The organism is Microbulbifer halophilus (assembly GCF_026183675.1).
GTDB classification, from domain to species: Bacteria; Pseudomonadota; Gammaproteobacteria; order Pseudomonadales; family Cellvibrionaceae; genus Microbulbifer; species Microbulbifer halophilus.
Map to the genome: position 1 here is coordinate 1 of NZ_JAPIVK010000001.1, position 15,337 is coordinate 15,337.

Here is a 15,337-nt window from a genome sequence, read left to right on the forward strand (position 1 = left end):
CGCCAGTCACGGCGCTACGCGCCATGCCTGGCGCACATAAAAAAAAGGCCCCGCAATGCGGGGCCTGAATCAGCGATGATGAGAGAAAACGGGAAGTCACGCAGTAATAACTGTTGCCATAACCCCGTGATGGATTCCCGGAATGTGGACCTTTCGACCCACACCCAGGTTACTGCAACCGCCATGCCAACTTTGCAGATGCAGTAAAATGGGGGCCTGCCGGCCTCGGGCGACTGCGGGAGCGAGACGTGTGAACCAACAGGGCTCGAGAAAGCCTGCTCCTGCACCAATATCAGGCAGAAAGTCATGAATGAGAGGATGATCTGACAGTGACCAACTACAGGAAACCGGTCTCAATCTACACTCGGGGTGCGTGCCTTGCACCGGTGGATCGGTTAGCATCTATCGTTCAGTGGGTGCCAAAGACCAACCGGCCGCCCACCCGCTGTAGCGCACAAGAAAGGTTGTACTATGAAATCAGTTAACGAAACCCGGGAGCCGGCCACCGCGCCGCGCATCTGGGTTACCACCGTCCTCTTTGCCAGCACCGCGTTGGCGGCAGTGACCCTGGTGCCGCTGTACGGCGTACTGGTGGGCTTCCACTGGTACCAGTGGCTGGCCTTCGCCGTCATCGGCGCCCTGTGCGGCTTCTCCATCACTGCCGGTTACCACCGTCTCTGGTCCCACCGCACCTACGAGGCCCACTGGTCCCTGCGCCTGCTGTTCGCCCTCTTCGGCGCCGCCGCGCTGCAGAACAGCATCCTCGTCTGGTGTTCCGGACACCGCCGCCACCACCGACATGTGGACGACAACGACCAGGACCCCTACTCCGCCCGGCGCGGCTTCTGGTTTTCACATATCGGCTGGATGCTGCGCGACTACCCCAGCGGCAGGGAGGACTTCAGCAACGCCCGGGACCTGCAGCGCGACAGGATCGTCATGTGGCAGCACAACCACTATGTCCCCATCACCCTGGCCATGAACCTGGGCCTGCCGCTGCTGCTGGGCCTGCTCACCGGCGACGTGATCGGCATGCTGTTGCTGGCGGGCGTGCTGCGTATCGTGGTGAACCACCACACCACCTTCTTTATCAACTCCCTCGCCCATATCTGGGGCCGCCGCCCCTACACGGACGAAAACACGGCACGGGACAATGACCTGCTGGCATTTTTCACCTTCGGCGAGGGCTACCACAACTACCACCACATCTTCCAGACCGATTACCGCAACGGTATCCGCTGGTACCAGTGGGACCCGACCAAGTGGCTGATCAGGACCGCCAGCTGGCTCGGCCTGGCGCGCAACCTGAAGACGGTACCCACGATGCGCATCCAGCGCGCCATGCTCACCATGCAATTCAAGCGCGCCGAGCAGAAGCTGCAGGAATCCAATCACAGGGAGAGCTGGCGCGAACTGCTGGAAAAGGAAGCCCAGGATTTTTCCGCGGCACTGAACGAGTGGAAGGAATTGCAGTCCCGCCGCTACGAGAACGCCCGCGAGCGCCTGCTGGCGAAGTGGGAGAGCGCCGCCATCCGTACGCGCGTCAAGGAGCTGGAATACAGCCTGAAGATGCAGCGCAAGCGCCTGCAGATCATGATGGAACAGTTCCACCTCTGCCCGGCCACTGCGACCTGATCCATTCGATTTGATTCGATCGTTGGGGCGAACCTTTGTGTTCGCCCTTTTTCGTTGGCCTTTCCCACTTTGTATCATTAGGTGATTCAGTGGCGGCGCTGGTACCGGTGGCTATTTGCCAGACACGCGGTGAATACGTCCATGTACGCTCTAATCGACATCCCTGTCTCATAAGGTCTGGCAAATAGCCGCCGGTACCAGCGCCTTCGCATCAGCATTGGATTTCTATCTGGCTATTTGAACAGATCAAAAAGAAGCTTGAAGCCGACGCGAAGGTCCCGAAACCCTTCCCCGGCAGCAGGACCGGCTTTGAGTTGCCTTACTAGCACCGGCAAAGCAGGCCCCCAAGGGACGCCCCAACAAATCACAGCGCCAGGCTGATATCCGCAAAGAAACTCCGCGGCTCGCCGATAAAATAGCGGTCCCCACCGCCCAGGCTCGAGTAATCCGCCCGCTCGGCATAATCCACATCCGCCAGGTTGTGAACCCGCAAACCGACTTCCAGCTTTTCCGAAAGCCGCTGGCGCAGGCGCAGGTTCAGCAGGTCGTGGCCGTCGTAGCGGTGGTCGTTTTCGATATCCGTGTAATAGGCACCCATACGCCGCCACTGCAGCTCCGCCGTGGTGGCGTCTCCAGGGGACCACTGCAGGTTCAGCGTGTGCATACGCCGCGGCGCCGTGTCGATATCGTTGCCGCGGGTTTCGATCAGCTCGGAAGAGCCCGGCGCGCTGACGTCGTTGGTATAGCGGTGGCGGGCCAGGGTGCCGGCCAGTGCCAGGCGCCAGCGGTCGGCCAGCTGCCAGCCGACATCGTATTCCAGCCCGTAGTGCCGGGTCTCGCCCTCGCTCAGGTTCAGGCGTTCCGAGGACTGGAAAATCACATCCGCCTTTTCCATATAGAAAGCGGTGAAACTGAACCGGAGCTGCTGCAATGTGCCGCGCAAGCCCAGCTCCAGGCTGTCGATGGACTCGGAATCCAGATCGGCTTCCATCTGGCCGTTCTGCAGCCGGTAGAGTTCCGTCACCTGGGGCGCGCGGAAACCGCGCGCCAGCCGGACAACACCGCTGAGGCGATCACTGAAATGGTGCAGCAGGCTCGCATCGGCGGACAGGTTGGCAAAATCGTCGCGGCGATCCGCCGGCCGCGTGTAGCGGCAGCCCTCGGCGCCGGTGTAGCTACTGATGCAGATGGAGCCATCCTCGGCGGTATCGCCGCTGATCATGCGGTTGTCGTAGTCGTAGCGGAGATATTCGTAGCGGGCGCCGGCAGACAGCTGCGTGGCCCCGGACAGCGCGAATTCCGCGCTGGAAAATGCGGCCGCCACTGCCGCAGTCACGTCGTAATCGTAGTGTCGCCCCGCGGGAAACGACGAGAAGCCACCCTCCTGGCTCTGCTCCAGCCAGCCGTCGGTCAGTTCCAGGTCGACCCCGCTGGTGACGGACAGGTTTTCCGAGGCGGATGTAAAATAGGCACTCTTGATACCCACACCGCGCTGGCCGTTTTCCTCCAGCGGCGTCCCCGGCAGGAAGTGCATCAGGAACTGCATCTCAGTGGCGCGTGCGTAAGGGGTCAGCAGCCAGCGGTTGCCGCTGTCGGTCTCGCCCTCGATACGGGTCTGGACACGCGCCGAGCGGCTGTCGCGGAAGGCTTCCGGATTGGGGTTCTCGCGCTTGCGCGACGTGTCTTTGTAGGCACCCTTACCGGACACATAGCCGGCGGTTTCCTGGTTCAGGTTGCTCAGGTTCAGCAGTGTGCGAGCGCTCACCGCCCCGCCGTCAAAATCGTGGCGCAGGGTCAGTTTCTGCTGGTCGAACCCCGAATCGCGCTTGTAACCACCGTCGCTGGCGCCGTTGAAACCGATCCGGTAGCCGTGCCGGCCGGCGACCCGGCTGCCGCTGGCCTTGAAGCGCCGGTAATCGTTGGCGCCGGCCTCCAGCGACAGGCGACTGTCCCCCCCGGCCGGCGCCTCGCTGATCAGGTTGATCACGCCGTGCTGCGCATCCGATCCGTAGAGCACCGACGCGGGGCCGCGCAGCACCTCGATACGGCCCGCCTGCTCGCTGTTGAGATCGAACAACTGGTTGACGTTGCAGAAGCCGGTGCCCCGCACCGGCACGCCGTCTTCCGCAATCGCGAAGGACCCGCAACTGCCGGCGCCGGTAAGGACCGGCGAGCGCAGCGCCGTCAGATGCTCCTGGCCGTTGCCGCGGCTGATCCAGACACCCGGCGCGCGCGCCAGCGCCTCGCTGATATGCACTGCGCTCACCCGCCGCAACTCGTCGGAGGAGATGACGGCGAGGCTCTCCGCCAGCGAAGTCAGGGATCGCTGATCCCGCGAGGCGGTTACCGAAAGGGTTTCCAGGTCTGTGGCCGCATCTGCGACAGGCACGGCCGACACCAGGGCGAGCAGCAGCCCGGCGCCGGTTTTCTGGTGGAAGTGGTTCATGGGGCAACCCGAATTATCTGGCGTTATCGATAGAGGCGACTCCGGAAGCAGAGGGTATGCGTTTCGCCCGCGGGAGAAAACCGTCGGTCGGTTTTTGCCACCCGGGTTTCGGGGGCGCGATTTACCGTCCGGGGTGTCCCGGCAACGGGAGTTATCGGAGAGTGCGCGAAGCCGCGAACTGGCGCATGGAGTAGCTCACCCGCTCTTCCACATTCTTTTCCAGCTGTTCCAGGTCGAACCGCTCGATATGCTGCAGCCGGCCGGCCAGGCCCACACCGTTGGCAACCTGGATCGCCAGTCCCGGCCGCGCGTTGGCCTCCAGCAGCAGCGGGCCGCGCCGGCGGTCGAGGACGATATCGCAGCCGAGATAGCCGAGACCGGTCATCTCGTAACAGCTCGCCGCCAGTCGCACCAGGTCGCGCCAGCCGGGCACCTGCAGTTTGCCGAAGGGCATCTCCGTATCCGGGTGCCGGTTGATGCGCAGGCCGCGCTGTACCGCGTGGCAGCTCCTACCGGTGGCGAGATCGATACCCACACCGACGGCGCCCTGGTGCAGGTTGGCCTTGCCGTCGGAATCGTGGGTGGAACAGCGCAACATGGCCATTACCGGGAAACCGCGGAAGACGATCACGCGGATATCCGGCACGCCCTCGAAGGAATAGTTGTCGAACACCGGATCGAAATCCACCAGCGCCTCGACCATCACCCGGTCCGGCTTGCCGCCCAGGCTGTAGAGACCGCTGGTGATATTGCTGACGTGGCGCAGGATATCCTGGGCCGTCACTTCCGCACCGGAGGGTTTGCGGTATTTGTCGCCATCGCGGCCTACCACCACCAGAATGCCCTTGCCGCCGGAGCCCCGCGCCGGTTTGACCACGAACTGCCACAGCGGCTCGATCACTTTCAGTACCTGCGAGCGGCTGGGCTGGGTCTCGAAGGCGGCGATCAGTTCCGGGGTGGGGATGCCACTGCGTTTGGCGGCGCGCTTGGTACTGAGCTTGTCGTCGACGATCGGGTATTTGTCGCGATCGTTGTAGCGCGCGATGTAGTTGATGTTGCGCGCGTTCATACCCAGCACGCCCATGCGGTGGAGTGCCATCGGCGATACCAGGCCACCGCGCAGCTTGGCCAGGAACTGGGGCAGGGAAAAAGCGCCCATCTATTTCACCAACTGCCGGAAACGCATCAGTTCGGCGAGGCGGTAACCGGTGTAGTTGCCGATCACCAGGATCAGCCCCAGCAGTACCAGCAGCAGCTCGGGGAAATTGAAGGTCCAGTGTTCGACATAGTGGTTGGTCATCACCCACCAGGCCAGCACCGCCACCAACAGGCTGCCGCCCGCCTGCACCACCACCTCGTAGGGACCGTCCTCCTCCCAGACGATGGACATGCGTTCGATGGTCCAGGCGAGAATGATCATGGGGAAGAAAGTCACCGTCAGCGCCTGTTCGATTCCCAGCTTGTAGCTGACCACACTGATGGCGCCCATCAGTATCACCACCGTGACCACCACGGCGGCAATCCTCGACACCAGTAACAGGTTGAGACGACTGAGGTAGAAGCGCACCCAGAGGCCGAGAATCAGTATCAGCACGAAAATCGACAGGCCGGTAAACAGGCGGGTTTCGATAAAGGCGATCGCCAGCAGCACCGGCATGAAGGTGCCGGAAGTGCGCAGGCCGACGAAGACCCGCAGCAACACCACCACCAGCGCGCCCACCGGCACCAGCAGGATCAGTTTGAAAATGCTCTGCTGCTCGATCGGCAGGCTGTAGATGGAAAAGTCCACCAGCGCTTCCTTTTCCCTGCTGGTACTGAGCATGGAAACTTCCCGCGCGGGCACGTCGTTGGAGATCACCGAGAAGGTTACGCGGGAATTGCGACCACCCTCCACGTCCAGCAGGCTCTTGCCCCCGCGCTGCCAGATAAAGAAATTTTCCGGTACACCGGGGGAGCCGCTGTGGGGTTCGAATACCACCCAGCGCTTGCCGTCGTAGACCTCCAGCAAGTCCTCCGGGTCCAGTCGGCGGCGGTCGTCCTCGAGATAGAGGCCGCGGATGCGGTGGGCGGGAATATCGGCAACCGCCAGTACCAACAGCGCCACATCCACCAGCGAGCGGTCTTTGTAGTAGCCGAAGATCAGGTTGCGGTCCTGGTTGCGCGGATCCCCCAGCGCGGTAAGCAACTGGGTTGTCAGTGTCTCCACATCCGCAGAGCGTTCGCGGGCCGTGTCCACCAGGGAGTAGATGGCCTGCCGCACCGCCTCCTGCTCGCGCGCACCCAGGAAGGGTTTCTCCACCCCGGTACTCAGGTCCAGCGGCTGCTCCAGCGGTGCGCCGGGAGTCTGGTGCACGTCGAGCTGGTAGAAGAGAGACTGGGGGCCAGTGGCGGAGCGCCGCGACCAGACAGCACGATGCTCGTCATCTTCGCTGATGACATTGAAACCGTAGCCGGAGGAGCTGAAACTCTCGTTCAGCACCTGCATGTTGCGCTGCTCCCGCGGCAGTGTCAGCGCCGCCTTGACCGGATCACCGTCGGCGGTAAAGCGCACCTTGGCCTCGATGGTCCAGACGGTGCGATACTCACCCGGCAAAAGCGGGAATCCAAGGTCGCGGTTTTTGTAGATGGTCAGCCCCGCGCCCATCAGAGCGAGCAGCGCAGCCAGAATATAGACCTGAGCGCGTGGCGACATTCGCCAATCCCCATCGTGAGCGGAGCGCCGGGATCACCGGCGCTCCTTCTTATTCGGTTATTTGCTTAAGGGCGGCCTGGGCTGGCCCTGGACATTGCGGCGGCTCACGTCCACCACCGCTGCGTCCTTGAGAAAGTTGCGCCCTACCAGCAGCGGATAGTCGAGGCTGCTGCGATCAGTCAGGTTCACCTCGACCATATGGGTGACTTGGCCCATAGTCAGGCTCATATCCACCACCGGGCGGCGCTGGCTTTCGAAACCCGGGCGCGCCACGCGCACGTAGCGCTTCACCGGCAACTCGATGGTAACCGGTTCGCTATTGTCGTTGGGCGCGGCGAGCTTGAAACGTATCCACTCCTTGCCGTCGCGCTCGAAAGGCTGCAGCTCTTTCGCGCTGAGTGAGGAAGTGGGGGCGCCGGAATCGATCAGCGAATCGAGAATCAGGCCGCCGGGCTCAATGGAGACGGACTCCACCGAGCCGAGTACCAGCTTGTCTTTCGCCACCGGCACTTCGACCACCGTCTCGAATCTCCGTTCGATCACCCGCTCGACGACTTTGACTTCGGGTTCCTGGCAGACGACTTCTTCGGGCTGCGGGCACTGCTGCCCCTCGCCAACGGCTTCCGGTTGCCCGCTCACCGGGGGCGATTCGACGGGCTCCGGCGCCCCGCTCCGGGAGCTCATGAACGGCAGCGACTCGCAACCGGCCAGCAGGCTAGCCAACAACAACCATGAAATGGGAGAGATCCGCATTTTCCTGTTTACTACCTTAAGGCCTTTCAGGCCATCCCTGTGCGACAAGGCTTTCCATGCTTGTTCTATGCCGGAGAGTCCCGCCTCCGTTTCGCGCAAAGGGCGGATAGTACCGCATCCGCCGGGCAGCTGAACAGCGACTGATCATCACTATAGGCAGCGCCGGACCGGGCGGACGGGGGGCAGCCGCGGCGCGGAGCGGAAGCTTCCCGAGCGCGGTAGACAGTGAACCCTCACTGACACACTCAAGTTTCGGAGTTGGAGACACCTGCCAATGGCGCCCCGCACCGACTCCCGAAACTGGCGTGACAGAGGCGCCCTGCGCTGTGCCGTTCAGCCCTGCTGCAGGCGTGTATCGATGGCTTCCAGCAGCTCGATCAAGGCCCCGGCGCCCCCGGTCTCCTTGAAGAATTCCTCCGCGATCGGCGCAATACCACATTGCTGCGGCAGCGGCTGTTCCGTCCGCACCAGCTGTCCCATGCGGGGGATGAAAACGAACTGCAGCCATTCCGGCAGGGTCAGCGTATCCACACAGAAGGGTTCGGTGCTGGCCAGCGCCTCCGGCGACGGCGGCTCCGAGCGCCACAGGTCCATGCGGCGCAGCTCCGCTTCCAGCTGCAACAGTTGATCGGCGATATCGGAATAAATGGCTTTCATGTATTCGTTGGCGGTCCGTAATTGGTGATTGATGGTCGGTAAGTGCCGTGGGATGCGCCACGCGCACCGAGTCCCCACTACACAATATCCCGCACAAACGGCGGCAGCGAGTCGAGAATGGCGCGGCCGTAGCGGCGCGTGACGACGCGGCGGTCCAGCAGTGTGATGGTGCCGGTGTCGCCCTCGGTGCGCAGCAGTCGGCCGCAGGCCTGGACCAGTTTCAGCGCCGCGTCCGGCACGGTGATCTGCATGAACGGATTGCCGCCCCGGGCCTCGATCCACTCCGCCAGCGCCGCCTCGATGGGGTCGTCCGGCACCGCAAAGGGCAGCTTGGCGATCACCACATGGCGGCAGTATTCCCCGGGCAGGTCCAGGCCCTCGGCGAAGCTGGCGAGTCCGAAAAGCACACTCCTGCCGCCACCGTCGACCGTCTCGCGGTGATTCTCCAGCAACTGCTGGCGGGAGCGCTGGCCCTGCATCAGGATGCGGTTGCGGAAAACGCCCGGCAGCGCCTCGTAGACGGTTTCCATCTGCCGGCGAGAGGCGAACAGCACCAGTGCACCGCCCTTTTCGTCCAGCAGTTCCGGCAGCGTGTCTATCACCGCGTCGGTATGGGCGTCGGCATTGCCGGCATCCACGGCCGCGGCCGGCACCTGCAACTTCGCGCGGGAGAAATCGAACGGGCTGGGTACCACCTGGTAGCTGGCGTTGTCCGGCGTGCCGGCGCGCATTTTCAGGCGGTCGAACTTGCCCAGCGCGGTCAGCGTGGCGGAGGTCAGCACGGCGCCGTAGCAGCGCTGCCAGAGGCCGTATTCCAGCGTTTTGCCGGCCAGGATGGGGGAGCTGCAGACCTCGAAATCGGTCGAGCCGCCCCAGTCGACCAGCGTGACCCAGCGCGCCTGGGGCAGCGCGCCCTCGGCATCCGGCCTGGCGTAGTTGGCCCAGAGCTGCAGGTTGGCCTCGGCGCGGCCGTACCAGCTGCCCAGCTGCGGATACCAGCGTTCCAGATCCACTGCCGGCACCGGGCTGTGCGGGTCTTCCAGCAGTTTCTGCGCCGCCTGCAGCATCTTGTTCAGCAGCATCTCCAGTTCGTCGAAATCCTCGCGCAGTTTCTCCGCCAGCTGCATGACCGGCTCCGGCACCACGCCGCCTTCAAAACGGTGGCGGGCACTGCCGGGGCGGCCGCGCTCGTTCTCGAAGTCGCAGTGTTCCTCGATCAGTGGCCACATCTGCTCCAGCGCCTGTTTGGCGGAGGTGAGCACCGCCGGCAGCTCTTCGCCGCAGCGATCGATCTCGGCGCCGTCGCCGATCTCGCCCAGCATCTGCCCCAGGTTCTTCTGCGCCTGGTCCAGCCAGCCGGTGGAGGCGCCCACGCGGCTGTGGTGGGAGAAGTGGTTCAGTGCCTTGTCCGGCAGGTGGTGGGCCTCGTCGAGCACATAGATGGTCTCCTCCGGCGGCGGCAGTATGGCGCCACCGCCCAGGGCCAGGTCCGCCAGCAACAGGTCGTGGTTGGCGACGATGACTTCGGTCTTGCCCAGGTTTTCGCGGGCGCGGAAGAAACTGCAGTTGGTGACGTGGGGGCAGCGGCGGCCGCTGCACTGGCGGTGGTCGGTGGTGACGCGGCTCCAGTCCTCCACCTCGATGGTCTCGGGCCAGTTGTCGCGGTCGCCGTCCCAGTCGCCGGTGGCCAGTTTGTCGGCCATGTCGCGGTAGAGCCTGGGGTCGACTTCGTCCACCTGCGGCGGCTCGTCGCCGTAGAGGCCCAGGGAGAAGCCGGCGCCGCTGTCGCTGAAGCTGGACAGCAACTGGTCCAGCTTGGACAGACACAGGTAGCGGCCGCGCCCCTTGGCCAGGCTGAAATCGAACTTCAGGCCGCTGTGGCGCGCCACTTCCGGCAGGTCCTTGTTGATGATCTGTTCCTGCAGCGCCACGGTGGCAGTGGACACCACCAGTTTCTTGTCCTGCGCCTGCGCCAGGGGAATCGCGGCCAGCAGGTAGGCCACCGTCTTGCCGGTGCCTGTGCCCGCCTCCACCACGCAGATATGCTCGCCGCTACCTTTGGCCGCGTCCCGCTCGCCACTGCCGTCCTGGACGATACCGCCCAGGCTGCGTGCGATGGCCGCCACCATCAGCTTCTGTCCATAGCGGGCCTTGAGGTCACGGCCGGCGAGGAACTGGCTGTAGGCGGACTGGATGGTTTTTTTCTGTCGATCTTCTAGCACGGAGTGGTCAGCGATTGGTCATGAGTGGTTGGCGACTGGAGGCCGGCATTATCCACTAACCACCCGCCACTCACCACCACTCACTCGTAGGCGAGCTTGGAGACCACCGGGTTGGCATAGGCCCGGATCGCCTTGTCGCGCCAGCGCTCGTCGATCTCGGCCATGCGCTGTTTGAACTGTCGCCGGGTCTCCGCGTGTTCGTCCGGGTGCCAGGGTCTGGCCGGGTAGCCGACCGACAGCGGCGGGGCCTCGCCGTAGAGCATCTGGTAGGCGACCAGGTTGGTGGGATGCAGCACATAGTTGCCGATCACCTGGCGGTCGATCTCCTCGGCCAGGGTGCCGACATCGTTGAAATCCCCCTCGATGGGCATGCCGAAGGCGGTGTGGATATGGCCCTTGTAGCCGGTGATGCCCTTGGCGATGGAGCCCAGGTCCTCGTGCTCGCTCTTGCGGTACTCTTCCTTGTGCTCGGTGATGTACAGCTCCTTTGCCTTCTGCGCATCGCAGGGGTCCCACTCGTAGGAGATGGACAGGGGCACTATGTGCAGCTTGCGCCAGAACTCGGCGAAAGGGGTCTGCTTGTCCTTGGTCATGGCGAACATCGCCGCCAGTGCCGGGTTGGTGCGATCCAGGCCGTCCTTTGCGCGGCCGGAGCGCTGCGCTATCCACACGTGTTCGTTGTCGTTGACCACCGAGTGGTAGATGTAGTTGGACAGCTGGGTGGCCGCCGCCAGCTTCTCGCGGCGACTGCCGACCTGGCGCTTGACCACGAAGCTCTTGTTCAGCTTCATGATATCGGTGGCAAACGGTTTGGTAAGCAGGTTGTCGCCGATGGCGATACGGGAAGTCTCGTGCCCCTCCCTGAACATGGCGAGAATCGCCAGCGCCGGGTCCATGGCGATATCCCGGTGGTTGCCGACAAACAGGCAGGCGCGGTCCCGCGGCAACCTGTCCAGCCCGGAGATACTCAGGCCCGCACTGGTACGGTTGACCGCCATCTGCAGATATTTGGCAATCACTTCCTGCACGCCGCGAATATCCTTCGCCTTGCGGAACTCGAAGCGCACGAACTGGCGCACCAGCCAGGCGATGGGCCCCTCCAGCTTCGCCAGTTTGGGCACCAGCAGGTGCGCCGCCGCATGGGACATTTCCGGATCGGCAATCACACGGTCCAACACCGCCCGCGCCTCGTCGTCGCGATAGGGACGGATATCCTCGAACTGGGCCGGATCCAACTCACTCGCTCTCATGAAATCACTACCTGCCAACCGCGCAGCGTGCGGGGCTCTCTTCTTTTTCTGGACAAGTTACCGCCCGGCGCCGATGCCGGGCCGGCGCAGAACATACCGGAAGCGCCGACCGCTGGCCAGTGGTTGGTGGCGAGTGACCCGTGGGCCGCCAGTCACCCCTTCCCCCCGAATTGGACTTCCCCGGCCTCTGCCGGGAGAATACCCCGCCTGACGAGACAACAACGATAACGAGCCCGGCCCTGCCGCCGGGCATGCAGTAGATCCGGAGTGCACCTTGAGCCAGAACAGTTCCCCCGCCAAACCCCATAAGCCGAGCCTCGCGGACGCCCTGGTGCCCCTGGGCATCCTGATCGGCCTCCTGTCACTCTCCGTGTATTTCTACGGCGCCGATTCCTCCTACGGTCCCAACCAGATCGCCCTGCTGCTATGCGCCGGCGTGGCCGCACTGATGGGCATGAAGAACGGCCACAGCTGGAACGATATGGAAGGCGGCATGTTGCACGGCATCGGGCTGGTATTCGGCGCCATCCTGATCCTGCTGGCAGTGGGCGCGCTGATCGGTAGCTGGATTCTGGCCGGCACCGTGCCGTCCATGATCTACTACGGCGTGCAGATACTGTCGCCGCAGTGGTTCTACGCCGCCAGCTGCATCATCTGTGCGATTGTCGGTCTCAGCATCGGTTCCAGCTGGACCACCGCCGGCACCCTGGGTGTGGCGCTGATGGGTATCGCCGGCGCCTTGGACCTGTCCCCGGCCATCACCGCCGGTGCGGTGATCTCCGGTGCCTACTTCGGCGACAAGATGTCGCCGCTGTCCGACACCACCAACGTGGCCGCGGCGGTGACCTCCAACGATCTCTTCCTGCATATCCGCCATATGCTGTGGACCACCGTCCCGGCGTTCGTCATCGCGCTGGTGGTCTTCTCGATCATCGGCCTCACGGCGGACACCGGCAACGCCTCGGCAGAGGATATCCAGCTACTGCTGGGCGCGCTGCAGGAGGAATTCAATATCTCCATCGTCAGCCTGCTGCCGCTGGCACTGCTGCTGTTCATGGCCTGGCGCAAGATTCCCGCCTACCCGACGCTGATCATCGGCGCGCTGGTGGGCTGCCTGATCGCCCTCGTCTTCGAGCCGGAAACCGCGCGCCGCCTGGGCGGCGGCGACGGCTTTCTGGCCGCCGTCAAAGGCGCCTGGTACAGCCTGTTCGACGGCTACGAATCCACCTCCAGCAACGAGAATGTGGCCGCGCTGCTGTCCAAGGGCGGCATGAGCAGCATGCTCAACACCATCTGGCTGATCATTTCCGCCATGGCCTTCGGCGGCGCCATGGAGCGCGCCGGCTTCCTGCAGGAAATCGTCGACTGGACCATATCCCGGGTGAAGACTGCCGGCGGCCTGATTACCTCCACCGTGTTCACCTGCTTCGGCATGAACGCCGCCGCCGGCGACCAGTACATGGCGATCATCATCCCCGGACGCATGCTCCGCGAGGCCTTCGCCGACAAGGGCCTGCACGGCCTCAACCTGTCGCGCACCCTCGAGGACTCCGGCACCATCACCTCGGTGCTGATTCCGTGGAATACCTGCGGCGCCTACATGAGCGCGACGCTGGGCATCGCCACCTTCAGCTACGCGCCCTTCGCCCTGTTCAACCTGATCTGCCCGCTGCTGGCAATCGCCTACGGCTGGTTCCATTTCAAGCAGATGCCGCTGGCTTCGGCTGCCGCCGCGGCGCGTTGAGGAGAGCGTGGGTACAAAGGCACCCCACCTTGGGACAGCACAAGCCGGAGCGGGGTGCCCCTTTCTGGGACACGGCTAGGCGCCCCCGCCGTGTATACGTCCCTGTAGACTTGTCTGCGAGATCCCTCTCGCAGACAAAACGGCAGGACCGCCGTTTTGGACGCCGAAGGCGCCCGAAGGGCGAGGACCAGGGATGGCCCGAGTCACAGTCCCGGAAAGGCGCATCCCGCTCCGGCTGTCTTTACGAAACCACATAAGCTATGAGTGAAAACAACACCCTGAGCGCCCTGATTAAAGAGGCGCAATTCAAACTGCGCTGGTTCGACTTGGGCCGGCGCCTGCAGCCGGTCTCCCAAGCGACCGCGGAAGCCTTCGAGGCCGGGCAGATTCCCTGGCCCCACCCCTACCTGCAACACGCCTGGACCGGTCTGCTGCTGTGGCCCGAAGAGGGCGGCGAACCGGTGGTCTGGTTCCTGCGTCTGCCGCTGGACGAGCGGGGCAAACTGCAACTGCCGGCGCGCGACGGCCTGCTGCGCCTGTTGTTGCAGAAGCTGGATAAATCTGGTCCGTCGGAATCCGCCTCGCAGTTGCACGCGGCACTGGAGGAGAGCGGCCTGCAGTTTTCACCGGCGCCGGAGCGTCGGGCCAGCTTCCACGCCCGCGCCGCGCTGCTGCTGAAACGCCCGCCCAGCGCCCACTACGAGGCGACACTCGCCTATTGCCGCGAACCGCAATCGCACCGCTGGGAGCAGCTCGGCATCCAAGGCATCGCGGATCTGGCGGCGCGCTGGGAACCGGAGAAAAACCTGTTGCTGAGGCGGCTCGGGGAGCTGGCGCCACCGGTCTTCGCCGGTCTCTGCCAGTGCTTGGAAAACGAGGCCATCGACCACCAGTTGGTGGAAAAAATCATCCGTCGCGCCCGTGCCGCCCTCGCTGAAGATCCGGCAGACTACACGCTTGTCGCCGCTGCGGTACGGGGAATGTCAAACTCACCGGCGGCCGGATTGCGGCGGGACTTTCTGCTCGATCTGCTGAGCAGCACAGCGGCGGCCAGCGCCAACACGGAAGTGATTACAGCCATCGGCAGCCGCTGCCCGCAGGACCTGGAACACGGCGAAATCGCCGCACCCTGGCTGGCGGCGCTGTCGGAACACCAGCGGCAGGAGACCTTCAATCTACTCCTGGCCGACCTGATGTACCTGCCGCCGGCGCGCGCCTCCCTGCTCGCGGCCCTGCGCGACCCCTCGCGCCCCGAGGCGCTGGCAAGGGCTTTCGGTATTTTCCTGCACGGCCCGGACCCCGCCCACTGACAGATTCCGCCGCCACCGGTTGAAGCGGCGAGCGCGCCCCGAAAAAGGGCGCGCTCCACATTTCCATACAGCCGGGAACAGCTACCCTTCCCAAAAATTTTTCCGCAAATAGCCCGGTGGCGAAGCGGATACCCGCTCGCAAAAAAATCTGACACGCAAAACCACAAAAGCCGGCACTGAAGAATATTCTTATCTTTTCCCGGAAAAATCTCCCAGACGTCCTGCAATGGACTACCGGCGAATTTGGCGGAAAATTCTTTAAATATAGGTATTTTGGAGCGACAAACTGGCACAAAAATTATCCAGAATTACCCCTTGGCGGCTATTTAAACCCTGTGCCTATTACACTCCATTGGGCGGTATCTTTGTAGAAAATCTTTTTACAAAGCAGACCAAACAGGTGACGTTTTATTGGCTATGCTAATGGCTAACATCAACGGAAAGGAGTTAGGGGATGAATTTCACTCCAGCCAAGTACTTACTCGGAATTATCAGTGCACTGGTTCTGGCAGGTTGCTGTGCAGCGCCACCTCAGCCGGCTTCCTGCCCTCCGGGCTCTGAGCAGATTCCGCTCTCAATGGCCTGCCCCGCAGACGCGGATTGCTGGATGGCTTCCGACAATACGCGC

Annotated in this window: 10 protein-coding genes; 3 read left to right on the forward strand and 7 right to left on the reverse strand. The window is 63.5% G+C overall.

The genetic code is table 11. From position 1 onward, the window contains the following. Nucleotides 1–471 precede the first annotated feature (471 nt). Complete coding sequence (locus tag OQE62_RS00005) at nucleotides 472–1,635, forward strand: acyl-CoA desaturase (RefSeq protein WP_265719924.1); 1,164 nt, start codon at nucleotides 472–474, stop codon at nucleotides 1,633–1,635. A 364-nt stretch (nucleotides 1,636–1,999) separates the two neighbouring features. Here OQE62_RS00005 and OQE62_RS00010 read toward each other — a convergent pair whose 3' ends face one another. From OQE62_RS00010 to OQE62_RS00040, 7 genes are all read right to left on the reverse strand, one after another. Next, on the reverse strand, nucleotides 2,000–4,081 hold the full coding sequence (locus OQE62_RS00010; RefSeq protein ID WP_265719925.1) for a TonB-dependent receptor: 2,082 nt from the start codon (nucleotides 4,079–4,081) through the stop codon (nucleotides 2,000–2,002). A gap of 151 nt (nucleotides 4,082–4,232) precedes the next feature. After that, entirely contained in the window at nucleotides 4,233–5,240 is a 1,008-nt protein-coding gene (locus OQE62_RS00015) for an alpha-L-glutamate ligase-like protein (protein ID WP_265719926.1), read from the reverse strand. Further along, on the reverse strand, nucleotides 5,241–6,773 hold the full coding sequence (locus OQE62_RS00020) for an inactive transglutaminase family protein (protein ID WP_265719927.1): 1,533 nt from the start codon (nucleotides 6,771–6,773) through the stop codon (nucleotides 5,241–5,243). It lies immediately after the preceding gene. Between the two features lie 57 nt (nucleotides 6,774–6,830). Next, nucleotides 6,831–7,457 (reverse strand): ATP-dependent zinc protease family protein, encoded by a 627-nt coding sequence (locus tag OQE62_RS00025; protein ID WP_265719928.1) that lies wholly within the window; start codon nucleotides 7,455–7,457, stop codon nucleotides 6,831–6,833. Nucleotides 7,458–7,859: 402 nt separating this feature from the next. After that, a complete protein-coding gene (locus OQE62_RS00030) occupies nucleotides 7,860–8,183 on the reverse strand; it encodes a YqcC family protein (RefSeq protein ID WP_265719929.1) in 324 nt (107 codons plus the stop codon). 77 nt (nucleotides 8,184–8,260) lie between these two features. Further along, nucleotides 8,261–10,405 carry an ATP-dependent DNA helicase DinG gene (gene dinG, locus OQE62_RS00035; protein ID WP_265719930.1) on the reverse strand — a complete coding sequence of 715 codons (2,145 nt, stop codon included), beginning with the start codon at nucleotides 10,403–10,405 and terminating at the stop codon, nucleotides 8,261–8,263. An 80-nt stretch (nucleotides 10,406–10,485) separates the two neighbouring features. Beyond that, the gene (locus OQE62_RS00040) at nucleotides 10,486–11,655 is read right to left on the reverse strand and encodes a 1-acyl-sn-glycerol-3-phosphate acyltransferase (protein WP_265719931.1); all 1,170 of its coding nucleotides are present in this window, start codon (nucleotides 11,653–11,655) and stop codon (nucleotides 10,486–10,488) included. Between the two features lie 274 nt (nucleotides 11,656–11,929). Here OQE62_RS00040 and nhaC point away from each other — a divergent pair, with 274 nt between their 5' ends. After that, a complete protein-coding gene (gene nhaC / locus OQE62_RS00045; protein WP_265719932.1) occupies nucleotides 11,930–13,399 on the forward strand; it encodes a Na+/H+ antiporter NhaC in 1,470 nt (489 codons plus the stop codon). 260 nt (nucleotides 13,400–13,659) lie between these two features. Then, a complete protein-coding gene (locus OQE62_RS00050; RefSeq protein WP_265719933.1) occupies nucleotides 13,660–14,709 on the forward strand; it encodes a DUF3549 family protein in 1,050 nt (349 codons plus the stop codon). Nucleotides 14,710–15,337 lie beyond the last annotated feature (628 nt).

Excerpts from the sequence above, each read along its gene's own strand:
- OQE62_RS00020 (WP_265719927.1), bottom strand. The coding sequence starts at position 6,773 with ATGTCGCCACGCGCTCAGGTCTATATTCTGGCTGCGCTGCTCGCTCTG.
- OQE62_RS00025 (WP_265719928.1), bottom strand. The coding sequence starts at position 7,457 with ATGAGCTCCCGGAGCGGGGCGCCGGAGCCCGTCGAATCGCCCCCGGTG.
- OQE62_RS00030 (WP_265719929.1), bottom strand. The coding sequence starts at position 8,183 with ATGAAAGCCATTTATTCCGATATCGCCGATCAACTGTTGCAGCTGGAA.
- OQE62_RS00050 (WP_265719933.1), top strand. The coding sequence starts at position 13,660 with ATGAGTGAAAACAACACCCTGAGCGCCCTGATTAAAGAGGCGCAATTC.
- OQE62_RS00010 (WP_265719925.1), bottom strand. The coding sequence starts at position 4,081 with ATGAACCACTTCCACCAGAAAACCGGCGCCGGGCTGCTGCTCGCCCTG.
- OQE62_RS00015 (WP_265719926.1), bottom strand. The coding sequence starts at position 5,240 with ATGGGCGCTTTTTCCCTGCCCCAGTTCCTGGCCAAGCTGCGCGGTGGC.
- OQE62_RS00005 (WP_265719924.1), top strand. The coding sequence starts at position 472 with ATGAAATCAGTTAACGAAACCCGGGAGCCGGCCACCGCGCCGCGCATC.
- OQE62_RS00040 (WP_265719931.1), bottom strand. The coding sequence starts at position 11,655 with ATGAGAGCGAGTGAGTTGGATCCGGCCCAGTTCGAGGATATCCGTCCC.